The 15,855-nt window shown below is 67.6% G+C and carries 14 protein-coding genes and 3 tRNA genes; 12 read left to right on the forward strand and 5 right to left on the reverse strand.

The genetic code is table 11. The features are described 5' to 3' along the window. Positions 1 to 229: diacylglycerol kinase family protein (locus RMO30_RS08255; RefSeq protein WP_397427912.1), on the reverse strand; the 229-nt coding region annotated here is incomplete at its 3' end. A gap of 66 nt (positions 230 to 295) precedes the next feature. Here RMO30_RS08255 and serS point away from each other — a divergent pair. From serS to RMO30_RS08290, 7 genes are all read left to right on the forward strand, one after another. After that, positions 296 to 1,555 carry a serine--tRNA ligase gene (serS, locus tag RMO30_RS08260; protein WP_309711842.1) on the forward strand — a complete coding sequence of 420 codons (1,260 nt, stop codon included), beginning with the start codon at positions 296 to 298 and terminating at the stop codon, positions 1,553 to 1,555. Beyond that, positions 1,552 to 2,373, forward strand: coding sequence for an HAD family hydrolase (locus tag RMO30_RS08265; protein ID WP_309711846.1), 822 nt, complete (start codon positions 1,552 to 1,554; stop codon positions 2,371 to 2,373). The genes serS and RMO30_RS08265 overlap by 4 nt, the downstream gene beginning before the upstream one ends. A gap of 32 nt (positions 2,374 to 2,405) precedes the next feature. Next, a tRNA-Ser gene (locus tag RMO30_RS08270) sits at positions 2,406 to 2,490 on the forward strand. A gap of 37 nt (positions 2,491 to 2,527) precedes the next feature. Beyond that, a complete protein-coding gene (locus RMO30_RS08275; RefSeq protein WP_309711849.1) occupies positions 2,528 to 3,769 on the forward strand; it encodes an LCP family protein in 1,242 nt (413 codons plus the stop codon). A gap of 61 nt (positions 3,770 to 3,830) precedes the next feature. After that, positions 3,831 to 3,919, forward strand: a tRNA-Ser gene (locus RMO30_RS08280). Positions 3,920 to 4,332: 413 nt separating this feature from the next. Continuing rightward, positions 4,333 to 4,405: transfer RNA gene (locus tag RMO30_RS08285), tRNA-Arg, on the forward strand. A 25-nt stretch (positions 4,406 to 4,430) separates the two neighbouring features. Beyond that, positions 4,431 to 5,834 carry a diguanylate cyclase gene (locus RMO30_RS08290; protein WP_309711851.1) on the forward strand — a complete coding sequence of 468 codons (1,404 nt, stop codon included), beginning with the start codon at positions 4,431 to 4,433 and terminating at the stop codon, positions 5,832 to 5,834. 19 nt (positions 5,835 to 5,853) lie between these two features. Here RMO30_RS08290 and RMO30_RS08295 read toward each other — a convergent pair whose 3' ends face one another. From RMO30_RS08295 to RMO30_RS08305, 3 genes are read right to left on the reverse strand one after another with little or no spacing between them, the layout of a single operon-like run. Further along, the gene (locus RMO30_RS08295; protein WP_309711854.1) at positions 5,854 to 6,714 is read right to left on the reverse strand and encodes a ferritin-like domain-containing protein; all 861 of its coding nucleotides are present in this window, start codon (positions 6,712 to 6,714) and stop codon (positions 5,854 to 5,856) included. Between the two features lie 24 nt (positions 6,715 to 6,738). Next, positions 6,739 to 9,063, reverse strand: a complete 2,325-nt coding sequence (locus RMO30_RS08300) for an SDR family oxidoreductase (RefSeq protein ID WP_309711857.1) — start codon at positions 9,061 to 9,063, stop codon at positions 6,739 to 6,741. Next, on the reverse strand, positions 9,060 to 9,836 hold the full coding sequence (locus tag RMO30_RS08305; RefSeq protein WP_309711860.1) for a hypothetical protein: 777 nt from the start codon (positions 9,834 to 9,836) through the stop codon (positions 9,060 to 9,062). Before RMO30_RS08305 ends, RMO30_RS08300 begins: the two co-directional genes overlap by 4 nt. Positions 9,837 to 9,911: 75 nt before the next feature. Between RMO30_RS08305 and RMO30_RS08310 the strand changes: the two genes are divergently transcribed. The 4 genes from RMO30_RS08310 to RMO30_RS08325 are packed head-to-tail and all read left to right on the forward strand — an operon-like array spanning position 9,912 to position 14,651. Next, complete coding sequence (locus tag RMO30_RS08310) at positions 9,912 to 10,709, forward strand: SDR family NAD(P)-dependent oxidoreductase (protein WP_309711863.1); 798 nt, start codon at positions 9,912 to 9,914, stop codon at positions 10,707 to 10,709. Between the two features lie 32 nt (positions 10,710 to 10,741). After that, on the forward strand, positions 10,742 to 11,461 hold the full coding sequence (locus RMO30_RS08315) for a lysophospholipid acyltransferase family protein (RefSeq protein WP_309711866.1): 720 nt from the start codon (positions 10,742 to 10,744) through the stop codon (positions 11,459 to 11,461). Continuing rightward, entirely contained in the window at positions 11,458 to 13,179 is a 1,722-nt protein-coding gene (locus tag RMO30_RS08320; protein WP_309711869.1) for an FAD-binding oxidoreductase, read from the forward strand. The genes RMO30_RS08315 and RMO30_RS08320 overlap by 4 nt, the downstream gene beginning before the upstream one ends. Then, positions 13,176 to 14,651 (forward strand): stealth conserved region 3 domain-containing protein, encoded by a 1,476-nt coding sequence (locus RMO30_RS08325; protein ID WP_309711872.1) that lies wholly within the window; start codon positions 13,176 to 13,178, stop codon positions 14,649 to 14,651. Before RMO30_RS08320 ends, RMO30_RS08325 begins: the two co-directional genes overlap by 4 nt. Here RMO30_RS08325 and RMO30_RS08330 read toward each other — a convergent pair. Then, a complete protein-coding gene (locus tag RMO30_RS08330; protein WP_309711875.1) occupies positions 14,648 to 15,598 on the reverse strand; it encodes a metallophosphoesterase in 951 nt (316 codons plus the stop codon). The genes RMO30_RS08325 and RMO30_RS08330 overlap by 4 nt on opposite strands. Before the next feature lie 95 nt (positions 15,599 to 15,693). On the opposite strand from RMO30_RS08330, the gene RMO30_RS08335 reads away from it, so the two are divergent. Next, a partial coding sequence (locus RMO30_RS08335) for a pseudouridine-5'-phosphate glycosidase (protein WP_309711878.1) occupies positions 15,694 to 15,855 on the forward strand: 162 nt, incomplete at its 3' end.

Below are 15,855 nucleotides of genomic sequence, written 5' to 3' on the forward strand. Positions count from 1 at the left end.
GCACGGTTCCGTCGCCTCCGGCCGCCAGGACCACCTCGACTCCCTCGGCGGCTGCCTTCTTCGCGAGCCCGCCCCCCGCCTCATCGGCGGTCGTCTCGAACCAGAGGCTCTTGCTCCAGCTGGCGGCCTTCTCGGCCTTCGCGACCGATGCCCGCAGTTTCGCCTTGTCGACCTTGAGCGGGTTGTAAACGATCGCGGCGCGTCGACTCGAGCGCGCAGCGGGGGTCATGGCACCACCCTAAGGGTGGCGGCGCGCGGGGGTCGGGCCTTGCGCAGGCGTCAATAGGATGGGAGCGTGATCGACCCGCAGTTGCTGCGTGAGAACCCCGACGCCGTCCGCCGCTCGCAGGAGGCGCGGGGGGTGTCACCGTCGACGGTCGACGAGGCGATCGCCGCTGACGCCGCCCGCCGTGCCGCACTCACCGCATTCGAGAACGTCCGCGCCGAGCAGAACGTGTTCGGCAAGACGGTGGCCGCCGCGGCGAAGGATGCCAAGGCCGCCCTCGTCGCGCAGGCTCAGGACCTCGCGGCGCAGGTGAAGACCGCACAGGTCGCCGCGACGGAGGCGGAGGCAGAATTCGACCGCGTGGTCGGAGCCATTCAGAATGTCATCATCGACGGTGTTCCGGCGGGCGGAGAAGACGACTTCGTCACCATCCGCGAGGTCGGCACCCCCGCATCCTTCGACTTCGAAGCCCGTGATCATCTCGCGATCGGCGAGATCCTCGGCGCAATCGACATGGAGCGCGGCGCGAAAGTCTCGGGCGCTCGGTTCTACTTCCTCCGCGGCGTCGGCGCGCGGCTGGAGCTTGCGCTCATCCAGATGGGTCTCGACCGCGCGCTGGCCGCCGGTTTCGAGCCGCTCATCACCCCGACCCTGGTGCGGCCCGACATCATGGCGGGCACCGGATTCCTGGGCGCGCATTCCGACGAGATCTACTACCTCGAGCGGGACGACCTCTACCTGACCGGCACGAGCGAGGTCGCGCTCGCCGGATTCCACAAAGACGAGATCATCGACGTCTCGAACGGACCGCTGCGCTACGCCGGCATCTCGACCTGCTACCGCCGCGAGGCCGGCTCGGGCGGCAAGGACACCCGCGGCATCATCCGGGTACACCAGTTCCAGAAGCTGGAGATGTTCGCCTACATCGACCCGAAGGATGCCGAGGCCGAGCACGTCGCCCTCCTCGCGATGCAGGAAGGGATGCTGCAAGCCCTCGGGCTCGCCTACCGCGTCATCGACATCGCGGCCGGCGACCTCGGCTCGAGTGCCGCGCGCAAGTTCGACGTCGAAGCCTGGGTGCCCACGCAGGGTGCCTACCGCGAGTTGACGTCGACCTCGAACTGCACGACCTACCAGTCGCGTCGGCTCGACATCCGCTACCGCACCCCGGAAGGCAAGACCGCGCCTGTCGCGACCCTCAACGGCACGCTCGCCACCACGCGGTGGATCGTCGCGTTGCTTGAAACGCACCAGCAGGCCGACGGTTCCGTGCTCGTTCCCGAGGCCCTGCAGCCCTACCTCGGGCTTGCCGTCCTGGAACCCAAGTGACCGATCCGTGGTTGGTCGCCCTCGACATCGACGGCACCGTGCTTCAAGAAGACGGAACGCTGACGGATGCCGTGCGCGACGCTGTGCGGCGGGTGCGGGATCTCGGCCATGAGGTCATGCTCGCCACCGGTCGCTCGGTGTCGATGACCCTGCCGATTCTCGACCGGCTCGGCATCGTTTCGCAGTACGTGGTCTGCGCCAACGGAGCCATCGTGCTGCGCCGAGACCCCGACGCGCCCCTCGGCTACGCCCGCAACCACGTCGAGACGTTCGATCCCACCGAGGTACTCACCACGATCCGTGGCCACCTCGGGCAGGCGAGCTACGCGGTCGAGGATGCCGAGGGCGTCTTCCGCTACACGGGCTCCTTTCCCGATGGCGCCCTCGCCGTCGCAAAACACAAGGTCGAATTCGACGATCTCCTCGGCGTTGCGGCAACCCGCGTTGTCGTGATCTCCCCCGGGCACGCGATCGAAGACTTCCTCGCGGTCGTCGAGCGGATGGGCCTCCACAAGGTCACCTACAACGTCGGCTGGACCGCGTGGCTCGACATCGCCCCCGACGGGGTCAACAAGGCCACCGGGCTGGAACGGGTGCGGGCCGCTCTCGGCATCCCGGCATCCCGGGTCTTTACCGCAGGCGACGGTCGCAACGACATCGACATGCTCGAGTGGACGGCCGAGGGCGGGGGCGTCGGCGTCGCGATGGGTCAAGCGCCCGTCGAGGTCGTCGAGGCCGCCACCGAGACCACCGGAACCGACATCGATGACGGCCTCGCCGACGCGCTCACACGGCATTTCCAGGGTTTGCTGCCCTAGCGTCCGTTACGATCAGGATTCGGATTCGCCAGGGAGGGCTGTCCGAGTGGCCGATGGAGCCAGTCTTGAAAACTGGTGGGCAGAAATGTCTCGTGGGTTCGAATCCCACGCCCTCCGCTGCTCCCGCCCGCCCGCCGTAGAAACGAGGACCGCCGTGAGCGAACTGCGTCAGCGCTCCACGCGCACCCCGGAGCCTGCGGGCATCGCCCGGCACGGGAAGCTCAAGAGCGGAGCGGCCTGGAAGTCACTGCTCGCCATCGTCGCAAGCGGCCTCGCCGTCGTACTTGTGTCAGGAGTCTCCGTGGCGGGAATTGCCACCTGGCAGTTGCAGGCGAACATCGACACCGTCGAGAACGACTTCGACACCCAAGGCCCGCCGCCGGCGATCGGCGCCTACGAGGGCGGCTTCAACATCTTGCTCGTCGGCAGCGATACGCGCGAAGGTCAAGGTGATGCGTTCGGCAAGGAGAGTTCGACGCTCAATGACGTGAACATGCTGTTGCACGTCGCGCAGGATCAGAAGAGCGCCGTTCTCGTCAGCATCCCGCGTGACATGGTGGTGCCGCTTCCGGAATGTGAGAATGGCGGCCCGGCGACGGGTGAGCCGATCAACACCACCCTCTATTACGGCGGGCTGTCGTGCACGGTCGAGACCGTGCAGAACCTCACCGGCCTGCCGATCCAGTTCGCCGGCATCATCACCTTCAATGGGGTCATCGCGATGTCGGACGCGGTCGGGGGGGTGGAGGTCTGCATCACCGAGCCGATCAACGACCCGTACACCGGACTCAACCTGTCGACCGCCGGAGCGCACACCTTGGAGGGCTGGAACGCGCTTGCGTTCTTGCGCTCTCGCCACGGCGTCGGCGACGGCAGTGACCTCGGGCGCATTAGCTCGCAGCAGGTATTCCTCTCGTCGTTGGTGCGCAAGATCAAGAGCGACGACACCCTCACCGATTTCGGCAAGCTCTACGGAATCGCCCAAGCGGCGACCCAGAACATGACCCTTTCTGAGAACTTCGCTCGTCTCGACACCCTCGTCGCGATCGCGCTCGTGCTCAAGGACATCCCGCTCGAGAACATCGCGATGGTGCAGTACCCGAGTCGCACTGGCGGCACGGGGATCTACCTCGGCAAGGTGCAGCCGATCACCTCGACCGCGAAGGCGCTCTTCGACGCGATCAAGGCCGATGTGCCGATCGCCCTCGACGCCAACGCGGTCGGCGCGAACGGCGGCTCCACGCTCGACCCGAACGCGCCGACCCCGACCACGCCCGATCCGTCGGCGACATCCGATCCGTCGCCGACCCCCGAAGATCCTGGGCCTGCCGCACAGCTCGTCCCGGGCCTGAAAGGTCAAACGGCGGACCAATACACCTGCTCCGTCGCGAACTGATCGGGCTCCGCGCGGTCGGCCTGCCCTGCCCGTGCCGCTAGGATGACTGAGGCAGTTTCCGGGAGACGTCGCATAGTCCGGTCGAGTGCACCACCCTGCTAAGGTGGAGAACCCTCACGGGTTCCGAGGGTTCAAATCCCTCCGTCTCCGCAAAAAAAGACCTGGTCGGCGTACATTTCGGCCCGAGCGCAGCTCGCCCACCAGGTTAGCCCGGCGCTCCGTCAACCCAACCCGACCCATCGCGGGGCGTGAGGGCATGAGCACCGTCTCGCCCCATGAGCACCCTCTCGCCCCATGAGCACCCTCTCGCCCGACGTCGTCGTCGTTGCGACGCTTGCGCTGTCCCGATGATGGTCACGTCGATCGCCGGACGACGGACCCGCCGAAGAGCTCCGTGACTCCCGGCGGCGTCGGAGTGCGCGTCGAGTACCTGCCGAATGCGTCCGACGGCTATTGGTGCTTGGCTCGTCGCTCCGCAGTTCCATGAAGCTCTCGGGTCGCCCGAGCGCTGATATAGTCGTCAGGTTGACCACTGATCCCCGTGATCCCGGTCGGCCAGCCACGCGCCCGTAGCTCAACGGATAGAGCATCTGACTACGGATCAGAAGGTTGGGGGTTCGAATCCCTCCGGGCGCACGTCATCTCATGAGAGGGCTGTGGAATGCCCGAGCACGAGGATTTCGAGGAGCTGTATCACGACGCTCCTGTCGGGTACTTCACGACGACGGTCGATGACCGCATCACGCGGGTGAACCGGCGGTTCCTGGAGTGGACGAGCTACGACGAAGCGGATGTCGTCGGCCGCCGGTTCGTCGAGCTGCTCGATCCCGACACCGTGGTGTTCTACGAAACCCGTCGGGTGCCCGTGTTGCATCAGGAGGGCGAGACGCGCGAGGTCGTGCTTCGCCTCCGTTGCAAGGATGGTGAGGTGTTGCCGATCCTGCTCAACTCGGTGCTCGTTCTCGGGCCTGATGAGCAACCGCGACTGGTACGTTCGGCGATCTTCGACGCGACCGATCGTTCCGAGTACGAGCGTGGCCTTCTCGCCGAGCGGCGGATCGCCGAGGCGACTGCCGCTCGCGTGCAGGTGCTACAAAACGCTTCGGTGGACTTCGCCGGATGTGAGACCGAGAACGAGATTGCCGACGCGCTGGGCCGCATCGTCGGGGACTCCCTCGGCGCGACCGTGTCGTATGTCGCCGTCGTCGATCCGGTCGGTGAGCTGGAGGTTGTCGCGGGAGCGAACCCGCTCGCCAGTCTTGACGCCCGCGACGACCCGCGCCCCGGGCTGGACTCACTCCAACCGGGCGCGCCGCTCCTGTTCGCGGGGTACGACGAGATCGAGCCGGAGTACCCGGCGGTAGCGGCCGCGATGCGCTCGGAACGCCTCGAGGGGTTCGCGGCCTTTCCCCTTCTGCGCGATCACGCGCCGCTCGGCATTGTCTGGGCGTTCTTCGAACAGCGGCGCGAGATCGAACCCGATGCGATCTCGCTCGTGCAAGCCCTCTGCCTGCAAGCGACCCAGGCGCTCGCCCGCATCCGCCTGCAGGAGGAGCTCGCGCACCTCGCCCTGCACGATCAGCTCACGGGTCTTGCCAACCGGGCCCTGCTGCGTGAGCACATCGATTCCGCGCTTGCCGCCAGCGCCCGCACGATGCAACCGGTTGCGATGATGTTCCTCGACCTCGACGGCTTCAAACCGGTCAACGACCGACTCGGTCACCCGACCGGAGACGAGGTGCTCCGCGAGGTGGCGGAGCGGTTGCGGTCGATGGTGCGGGATAGCGATGTCATCGGTAGGTTCGGCGGTGACGAGTTCATCGTGCTCTGCCCCGCGACCGACGACGAGCAGGCCGCGGTCATCGCGGAGCGGCTGCGGGAGGCCGTCGGCGAACCGATGGAGTGGCTTCCTGCGGGGTTCGCCGTAACGGCCAGCGTAGGCGTGGTCGTGCACCACGCGAACGAACACTCAGCGACGACGGACGAGCTGCTCGAGATCGCCGACACCGAGATGTACCGCGCGAAGAACGGCGGGCGCAATCGGGTGAGCATCGCCGGCCGCTGACGGGCAACCTGCTGAAGCGTCAGGCCTGCTGAACCTCGACCGCGACGGGCTCTTCGTACGTCACCGCGTCGGGCGTGCCTTCGCCCTCGGCCGCGATGCCGCGCTTGTCGAGGGCGCTCTCGACGATCGTGAGGCCCTCCATTCCCGGGAGCTTCGCGATGTGCGAGTCGATGCTGCGAACCAGCTTCCGGCCCTCGGTTCCGGCGAACAGGTGGCCCATGACGTGGGTGACTTCACTGTCGGGCGAGATCGTCGAGCCCACGGGCGCCCAGAACTTGCTGAGCGCGAAGCGGGCGATCACCTGCGCCTTCTTGCTCTTCTCGAGGCGATCGCGGGCTTGCGACGCGTAGAAGGCGACGTGCTTGGTCTCTTGCGCTGCGATCCGCTTGAGGAGTTCTGCGAGCACCGGATGATTCTCCTGACGGGCCATCCGCAGGTAGGCGGCGTTGGCCGACCACTCGTTGGCGGCACCCCACGCCATGTGCACGGCGACGAAGTCGTGGCCGACGAGCCCGCCGAGCAGCGACTGCTTGATCGGGTCGAGTCGGTCTTTCCAGCCCAGCTTGAGGCGCGAAGCCTTCAGCTCGTCGAAGTCGACGGTGATGCCGTGCTTGCCGAGCACCGCCGCGAGGGCTTCGCCGTGCCAGAACTCCTCGCGGTTCCACATCGTCATGAACGAGCCGACCTCGGGCTCCTTGTGCGACGGCGTGGTGAGCAGATCGCGCAGGTAGCAGACGGTGTGGTACTCGACGTCGCACATGTAGCGCAGGGCCCGAAGGGTCGACTGTGGCAGAGGGTTCGTCTCGAACAACTCCAGGTCGAGATCGGTCCAGGTCACCGGCTCGGAATTCGCGGTGTACTTGTCGATGTCGAACGCCACGGAATGCCTCCTTGTGAGGTGCGTCTACGAGTTGTCGGGCTCTGAGGTCTTCGGAACGGCCGCAATGACCGGATTGCCGTCCATCAAAGCACGCTTCGGTGAACGGATGCCCCTCCTCCAGTTGTGCACCGGCCAGTGGCGCCGCTGCGCTTCCTTGGTGAGCTGGGGGTCGGGGTTGATAGCGGTCGGGTGACCGAGCATCTCGAGCCAGCCGAGGTCGGCGTGGCTGTCGCCATAACCGTACGACGCGGCAAGGTCGGCGCCATGCTCTTTGGCGTATCGGGTGAGCCAGGCGGCCCGCGATTCGTCGACGATCGGCGGCTTGGTGAGATACCCCGTGAGCACCCCGTCGCGCTCGTGCATCGTCGTCGCGACGACGTCGTCGAAGAGGTTCTCGAACGGCTTCGCGAGCAGTCCGATCGAGCCGGAGACGAGCACAGTGCGGTGTCCGGCCTCCTTGTGGAGGCGAATCTGCTCGAGCGCCTCGTGGCTGGTGTGGCGGCGCATCGTGTCGCCGTAGCCGCCCTCGACGATCTTCTCGAGGCGCGCGACCGGCATCCCCTCGTAGCGGCGCAGGAAGGTGCGGATGAACTCCCCGCGGTTGCGGCGCTCCGCGCGCAGGTACCCCGGTACCGAGGCCAGCATGCCCAGCACCTCGCCGGCCCAGGCAGCCTTGCGCAAGCCCGCGGAGCGCACCCAGAGGTACTGCTGCACGATGTTCGAGTCGACGACCGTGCCTTCCATGTCGAACACGGCGAGCACGTCGCCGCGCGGCGGCAGGTCGGCCTTGCGGGTCGGCGCGGCGGCGGCGCGTTCGACCTGGCGGGCGCGCGAGAACGCCTTCGTCAGCTTCGTGATCGCCGGGAAGTGCACGTTCTGCAGGTAGTCGTCCCAGTCGATCGCGGCGATGTCGAAGCCCTTGTCGGCCTTCTCGTTCGCCGGCAGGGCGTCGTGCAGCGCCCGCAGGTTGCTGTCGTCGAAGATCAACTCCGTCTCGACGTACACCCGATAGAGCGAGACGAAGTTGCGCAACGTCGCGAGGTCGGCAATGCCCTTCTGCAACTTCGCGAGAGTGGCCTGGGATCCCTTCGTCTTCGGCAGCACACGGAGGGCGCGCTCGCCGGCGCGCACCCGGCGCTCCAGGCGGTTGATCCCGCGCTCGACCTTGTCGGGGCCGGGGAACTTCCATTCCGGCGCGATGATCGGCTTGCCCGCCCGATCGGTGAGCGGGTTCTTGACGAAGAACTCGTGCACGTTCTCGTACATCTGATGGAACGGCACCGGATTCGAGGCGCCCGAGGCGACGTGGTAGTACGCAGGTTCGCCCTTCTTCGCGGGGTTCGCCGCGGCGGCGAGGATCGTGTTGACGACGTAGTCGACCGGGATGAGGTCGAGGATGCTGTCGGGCAGCCCGGGGAACTCGGGGAGCTGTCCCTTGCCGTACGCCATGATCAGCGGGTCGGCGACCTTGAACCCGTCGATCCAGCCGGGGTACGGGTGCTTGAGGGCACTCTCGATGATTGCGGGGCGCACGATCGACAGTCGGTGCTCACCGCCCCATAGCTCCTCAGCAGCGCGCTCCGAGAACGCCTTGGAGAGCGTGTAGACGTCGGTCCAGCCGAGGCTCTGGGCGCGCGTGCGGCCAGCATCCACCAGCTCGTTTCTCACCCATGCGACGCGGGCGAGCTCGCTCCACTTCGCGACAGCCTGGGGGCCTTCCTTGCCGTGCTCGGCCTGAGCGGTCTCCATGAAGGTGCGCAGCCGGTGCGGCTCGCGCGACTCGTTCTCGATGCGCGAGTGAGCCGCGAACGCCGACGCGTACTCCGCGCGCCAGTCGACGTCGTGCTTGAGGCTCGTCTCCGGGGCGACACCCTTGCGCAGGCCCTGCACGTAGCAGGTCGAGACGTGCACGACCCGGGGGTCACCACCGGTCGCGCGGAGGCTCTCGTAGAGGTTGATCACGCCACCGATGTTCGCCTCGAACGACTCGTTGATCGGATCGTCGAACGACACGCTCGCCGCACTGTGGATGACGAGGTCCAGATTCTGCGGAAGCGGGATCGCTGCGCCCAAGCCGCCTTCGACGACCTTGATGCGCGACTTCACGGCCTCCTCGAGGCCCTTCGCGCCCACCTTGTCGCGCCACGCGGCGAAGACCGGCTTCTTGAGGAGGGAGCGCACGCGTTCCTCGGCCGTCGCACTGCCCTTCACCCGCACGAGGATCGAGATCGTCGTGCCGGGGTGATCGGAGAGCAGGCGTTCGAGTACGGCTTGACCGACGAAGCCGGTGGCGCCGGTCAGAAAGACGTGGGCGCTGCCGAGGTCGGTGGTCGCCTTCTTGAGTGTCACGGAACCAGTCTCCCAGCCACGATGGGCGCGACGGCACCGAGACCAGGGAGCGCGGCGATGCGGTCGGCGATTTCGGAGGCGCGCGCGGCACCCTCCGGCCCGCCGAACACGACCACTTCGAAGGAGGAACGGTCTTCGGCCGACCGGTCGATCGCACCGAGCGGCCACGCCGAGCGCTTGATCTCCTTGACCGAGAGCTTGCGGGCGCGGGCCGACTCCGCGAGGCGCCGCCGGGCATCCTCGGCGAGGAAGAGGATGTGGCGGGCCTTGAGGTCGATGATCAGGTCGGCCACCGGGCGCGCACCGGGGGCGATCTCGCCCAGGCGGCGGTAGGCGGCGGTGGTGACCCACTCGTCGATGAGCCCGGTGGTGACATGCGCGGCGACCAGTTCGGGGCCGGCGATGTTGCCGGCGATGGCTCGCGCGATTGGGCCGCGACGTTCAACGCGCTCGAAGCGCGACCGGCGGCGGGCCCCCTCCGGTGAGGTGAGGTCGTAGCCGGTCGACTCGAGTACGGCGTCGAGTGCGTCGGCGATCCAGAACTTCTCGAATGCCCAGGTGGTGAGGAACGCGGTGACGCGGGCATCCTTGTGCGTCGCCGTCACCAGCACGTTGCGCATCCGCTCCATCGTGTGGCGCTCGAGGTCGCGCATCGTGCGGATGAGGCGAGCGGCGTCGGCGTCGACATCGGAGGAAGTGAGGGCCTCGAGCTCGAGTTCGCCGCGGTGGTTTCCCCGCGCGGTGCGGGCGAACTCACGGACATCGAAAGTCATGGCGGGGTCCTTCGTGACGGGGGTGGGATCTCCCGTGCGCGGAGCGGTTGTGCCCCGCCCCGTATCGTAATGCACATGGGTATTGCTCTCGTCACGGGAGGCACGTCGGGCATCGGCGCCACCTTCGCTCGGCAACTCGCCGCGAAGGGCGAGGACATTGTTCTCGTCGCGCGCGACCGTGAGCGCCTCGAGCAGATGGCGCATGAACTTCGGGGCATGGGTCGCGAGGTGGAGGTTCTCCCCGCCGACCTCTCGAAGCGCGCCGACGTGGCCAGGGTCGTCAAGCGCCTCGAAGATCCCCAGAGACCGATCGACATGCTCGTGAACAATGCCGGGTTCGGCATGCATTCCCAGCTGTCGGATGCCGACTCGAGCGGCCATGACTTCGCGTTCGAGGTGATGATGCGTTCGGTGCGCGAGCTGGGGGCGGCATCCGCTCGAGCCATGCGCGCTCGCGGCCGGGGCCGCATCATCAACGTGTCGAGTACGGCCGGATTCGTCGCCATGTCGAGCGGATACTCGGCGGTGAAGGCGTGGGTCACGAGTTTCAGCGAAGGCCTGTCGAACGAACTGCACGGCACGGGCGTCACCGTCATGGCGCTCTGCCCGGGCTGGGTGCACACCGAGTTCCACGAGCGCGCGGGCATCTCGAAGGGCGGCATCCCGGGCTGGCTCTGGCTCGACGCCGACAAACTGGTGCGTTCGGCGCTCCGGGATGCCGAGCGAGGTACCGTGATATCCATCCCGAGCGTTCGGTACAAGCTGCTCATGGGAGTCGTACGGCACCTGCCGCGGTCGGCAGTGCGGCGAATCTCCCGGGCCATCAGTTCCAGTCGCACAGTCTCCAGTGGCAGTAGTACCGTGACCAAGTGACCGATGACGAGCGCGCGGAGAAGGAGCGATCCATGTCCGCGAAGGCAAAGCGGTTCACGTCGCGCGGGCGGGCGGCTGCTCGCTTCGTCGCCCAGCGCGGGTTGCTCGTGCCGGTGGCCTGGTCGACGGTGCGGGTCGAAGTCCACGGCGTCAAGAACCTCAAAAAGGTCGGCAAGGCGTTCATTGTCATCGCCAACCACTCCAGCCACCTCGATGCCCCGCTCATCCTCGGCTCGCTGCCGATGCGGATGTCGCGCTACCTCGCGGCTGGGGCCGCGGCCGACTACTTCTTCGACGTCTGGTGGCGTCGCGGGCTCACCGGCCTGTTCTTCAACGCCTTCCCCGTCGATCGCAGCGGGGTCAACCCGCGCAGCGTGAGTGCGAAGGTGCTGTTGCAGAAGGGCGTGCCGTTGCTCGTCTTCCCCGAGGGAACCCGCGCAAAGGACTATCGCAAGCGCGGGCACTTCAAGCCCGGTGCCGCCGCGCTCGCCGCGTCGACCGGCGTCCCCGTCCTGCCGGTCGCCCTCGTCGGGGCCGGTCGAGCGCATCCGCGGGGCAGCAAATGGCCCAAGCCCGGACGGCTCGCGGTCGGGGTCGTTTACGGCGAGCCGATGTACGCTCGCGACGGCGAAGTACCCAACGAGTTCATGGCGCGCATCAAGGCCGAGATCGAGCGGATGCTTGCCGAGCACGGGCCCCGTATCCTGGGCTCCGACGCCCCGCCAGCCCCTGAAGAAGGACGAAGCAGATGACCGACGCCAGGAACAAGCAGGTGAGCCACATGAAGTGGTGGGGCTGGGGCCTGGAGGGTGTGGGCTTCCACTGGGAAGACAAACCCGGCTTCGCGCCGTTCGTGCTGAAGGCGGTCGGTCTCGACCTGCACACCGCTCAGCCGGTGCCCGAGCCGTCGTTCGCCGACCTGAAGGTGCCCCCGTCGAAGGTGACCGCGAAGTTCTCGGGCGCGCTCGCCGGCATCGTCGGCGAAGACGATGTGACGACCGACGACCTGGAACGAGTCGTGCACACCTACGGCAAGAGCCTGCGCGACCTGGTGCGCATCCGCAGCCAGAAGATCGAGCGCCTCCCCGACGTCGTCGTCTACCCCGACGACGAAGCCGAGGTGCAGAAGATCGTGGATGCCGTAGTTGCGGCGGACGCGGTGCTCATCCCGTTCGGTGGGGGCAGCAACATCGCGGGGTCCCTTGAACCACGCGCCGACGAGAAGCGCATCGTGGTGTCGCTCGACCTCGGCCGCCTGAACAAGGTGCTCGACATCGACGAGGAGTCGGGGATCGCCCGCATCCAGGCCGGCGCTCTCGGGCCCGACCTCGAGAAGCAGCTCAACGACAGGGGCTGGACGATCGGGCACTTCCCCGATTCGTTCACGCACTCCTCGATCGGCGGCTGGGTCGCCACTCGGTCCTCCGGCATGCAGAGCGACAAGTACGGCGACATCTCCGAGATCGCTCGCGGCATGCGCGTCGTACGCCCCGGAGGCACCCTCGTCATCCGCGCCCTGCCGTCGACCTCATCGGGCCCCAGCGTGCGCGAGATGGTGCTCGGCAGCGAAGGCCGCCTCGGTGTCATCACCGAGGTGACCGCCCAGGTGCACCGCACGCCCGCGAAGCGTGACGTCTACGCCTACTTCTTCCCGAACCTCGAGGCCGGCTTCGCCGCGATGCAGGCGATCAGCGAGTCGGACGCGACACCCTCGATCACGCGCGTCTCGGACGCCCGGGAGACCGGCTTCTCGCTCGCGACGAGCAAAGACCGCAAGGGGATGGCCAAGTTCCTCGCTGGCACGGTGCTGCCCCAGCTGATGAAGAACAAGGGCTGGGCGAAGCAGCCGGGCGGGCTGGAGAACATCTGCCTCTCGTTCATCGGTTTCGAGGGTTCGGTCGAGCACGCGAAGCGTCAGAAGAAGCTCGTGGATGCGATCGTGAAGAAGCACAACGGCATGGGCGTCGGCACCGGCCCGGGGGTGCTCTACGACCAGAAAAAATTCGACACCCCGTACCTGCGAGACTTCCTGCTCGATCGGGGTGCGGCGGGCGACGTCTCTGAGACGGCCGGGCCGTGGTCGAAGCTCGCCGGACTCCACGCGGGTGCCTACGCGGCCGCGAACGCCGCGTACGAGCAGATCGGCCGCAAGGGCTGGATCATGTCGCACCTGTCGCACTCGTACCACTCGGGCGCATGCCTGTACTTCACCTTCGCCTTCGTCGGCGGTGACGACATGCTTGCCGAGTACGACGTCGTGAAGTCGGCGATCCAGCAGTCGTTCATCGACAACGGCGGCACGCTCTCGCACCACCACGGGGTGGGGCTTGAGCACTCGCCGTGGCTGGAGAAGGACATCTCGCCGGAGGGCGTCAAGGTCATGCGCGGGCTGTTCGCGGTGACCGACCCGGGCGAGAACCTCAACCCGCGCAAGATCGTCGCCGATGTGCGGGAGTCCATCACTCGGTGACGCCCCTCAACCCGGTGACCGTCCTGGGCGAGCGCAACCAGACGCGCGCGGCAGCGATGGCAGCCGACCTGGGTGCCGTTCGTGGCGCCCTCGACCGGTTCGCGATTGCCTTTCTGCTGGTGCGCGGCGACGACGATCGCCCGGTCATCGCGGTCGATCGTGCCGGGCGTGCGGAACTGGAGAGCGCGTTCGCCGAAGCGTTCTCCGATGAGCCGTTCTACGCCCGCGTCGACGCTGACGGCGAGCGCGCCGAGCGCAGACTCGCGCTCGGGCTGCCCCCGGGTGACGACGCGGGACTGTTCCTGCTCTACCGACGTCGCTCCCGCGAGACGCGAGCCGGATGGAAGGTCGCCGAGGCCGCGGTGCGGTTGGAGCTGTGGGCCTTCGGCGAGGACGAGATCGTCGCCCCGCGCCCCAATGCGCTGACCCGACGCCGGATCTCGCGCGAGGATGCCGTGTTGACGTCGGTCGTCCGCGGCGGGGAGGACTGGCCGACCCTCGCCGGGATGTTCGAGGATCATGCCGATGACGTCGAGTTCGACATCGACATGGTGTTCTCGTGGGTCGATGGTGGCGAGCCCGGATACCTGGAAGAGCGCCGCCGGTGGAGCACCCTCAGCGGTCTCGACGCCGACACCGGACCCGCGCGGTACCGCCAGATCGACGAGCTGCGATTCGCCCTGCGTAGCGTGCACGCCTTCGCCCCGTGGGTGCGGAGAATCTTCGTCGCCAGCGACTCTCCGGCCCCCGACTGGCTCGATCCTGCGCACCCGCGGGTCACGTTCGTGCGCAGCGAGGAGTTTTTCGCCGACCCCGGCGTCCTGCCGACCTTCAATTCGCACGCGATCGAAAGTCAGGTGCACCACATCCCGGGGCTCGCCGAGCACTTCCTGTACTCGAACGACGACATGTTCTTCGGCCGCCCGGTTACTCCCGCGATGTTCTTCTCGCCCGGCGGGGTCTCTCGGTTCGTCGAGGCCACCGTTCGCATCGGGCTCGGGGAGTCCGACCCGTTGCGCACCGGGCACGACAACGCGATGCGGGTGAATCGGGCCCTACTCCGCGAGCGGTTCGGGCGTACGATCACCCGGCATCTCGAACACACCGCGGCCCCGTTGCGCCGCAGCGTGCTCGCCGAACTCGAGCGGGAGTTCCCCACCGACTTCGCCCGAACGGCGGCCTCGCGGTTCCGATCGGGAGACGACATCTCGGTCACCAACTCGCTCTACCACTACTACGCGTTACTCACCGGGCGTGCTGTGACCCAGACGGCGCTGCGGGTGCTCTACGTCGAGACGACTCTTGCCCGAAGCGCTGCACTGTTGCGCCGACTGGAGCGGCGTCGACGACACGAGATGTTCTGCCTCAACGACGGCAGCGAACCCGAGATCCCCGAGGACACACGGGTGGCGACGGTGACGTCGTTCCTCGAACGGTATTTCCCGGTACCGGGCCCGTGGGAGTTGGGCTAAGCCCCGACTAGCTCGATCGGTCGGGTGCGGGTGTCGTCGCCGGCAACTCCCGAGTCGGGGACGCTGTTGTCTCGGGCGAGCTGGATGCCGAGTTCGGCGAGCCGTCGGGCCGCCTCAGCGGGGTCCACGTACGCGAGGGTGTCGGTCTGCTCGAGCGGAACGACCGAGTGCAGCACGGTGGTCGGGTAGACGTGCACGAAGTTGAACGCCCGGGCGCCGTCCCGGGGCCTGCTTCCGCCGGCGGGCGCGAGCAGGTCTTGCGTGTAGCAGCTCGCCGAGGCGACTGACACCGGGATGCCGGCGAAGGTCGCGGTCGACGAGTAGTGCAGGTGCCCGCCGAGGATGGCACGCACGTCGCTGCCCGCGAGCACGTCGGCGAGTCGGCTCTGGCCGCGAAGCTCGACGGATACGGCGAGATCGAGCACGCTCGGAATGGGCGGGTGGTGCAGCGCGAGGATGGTTCCGTCGAGCGCGGGCCGGGCGAGTTCGGCGGACAACCAGGCGAGCTGGGCGTCGTCGAGCTCGCCGTGGTGAACGCCCGGGACCGTCGTGTCGAGGGTGATCACCCGCAGCCCGTTGAGCCAATAGACCCGATCGACCGGGGCGTCGGTGCCGACCTCCCCGAGCAGACCGGCGCGGAACGCCGCCCGGTCGTCGTGGTTGCCCATCGCCCAGACGATCTGCGCACCGAGTCGCGCGGCGACCGGTTCGACGATGGCGGCAAGCTCGGCGTAGGCGGCTGCCTCGCCGTGATCGGCGAGGTCCCCGGTGAAGACAATGGCCTCGGGGCGTCGCCCGGTGCGCTCGAGGGCGGTCAGCAACTCGCGCAGCCGGGCAGCGCCGTCGACGCGGTCGTACAGCCGACCCTCCCCCGCGAGAAGGTGGGTGTCGCTGATGTGAACGAGAACATGATCGGGCCGTGGGTACTCAGCCTCGAGCCGGGACATGGGTCAATGGAAGCAGATCGGGAGCCCCCGTGTGTGACATCGCACGGAACGTCCTGCGAATTCTGTGCCCGCGCATCTTCGCTAACGTGGTCGCGATGCCCTCCCCGATCCTCACTCCCGAGGTCGACGCGGCGCTCACCGCCGGCCGCCCGGTGGTTGCGCTCGAGTCGACGATCATCTCCCACGGCCTGCCCCGGCCCCGGAATCACGAGGCAGCGCTCGAGTTCGAGCAGATCCTGCGCGAGCGGGATGTCGTG

The organism is Pseudolysinimonas sp., assembly GCF_031389465.1.
Lineage (GTDB): Bacteria > Actinomycetota > Actinomycetes > Actinomycetales > Microbacteriaceae > Pseudolysinimonas_A.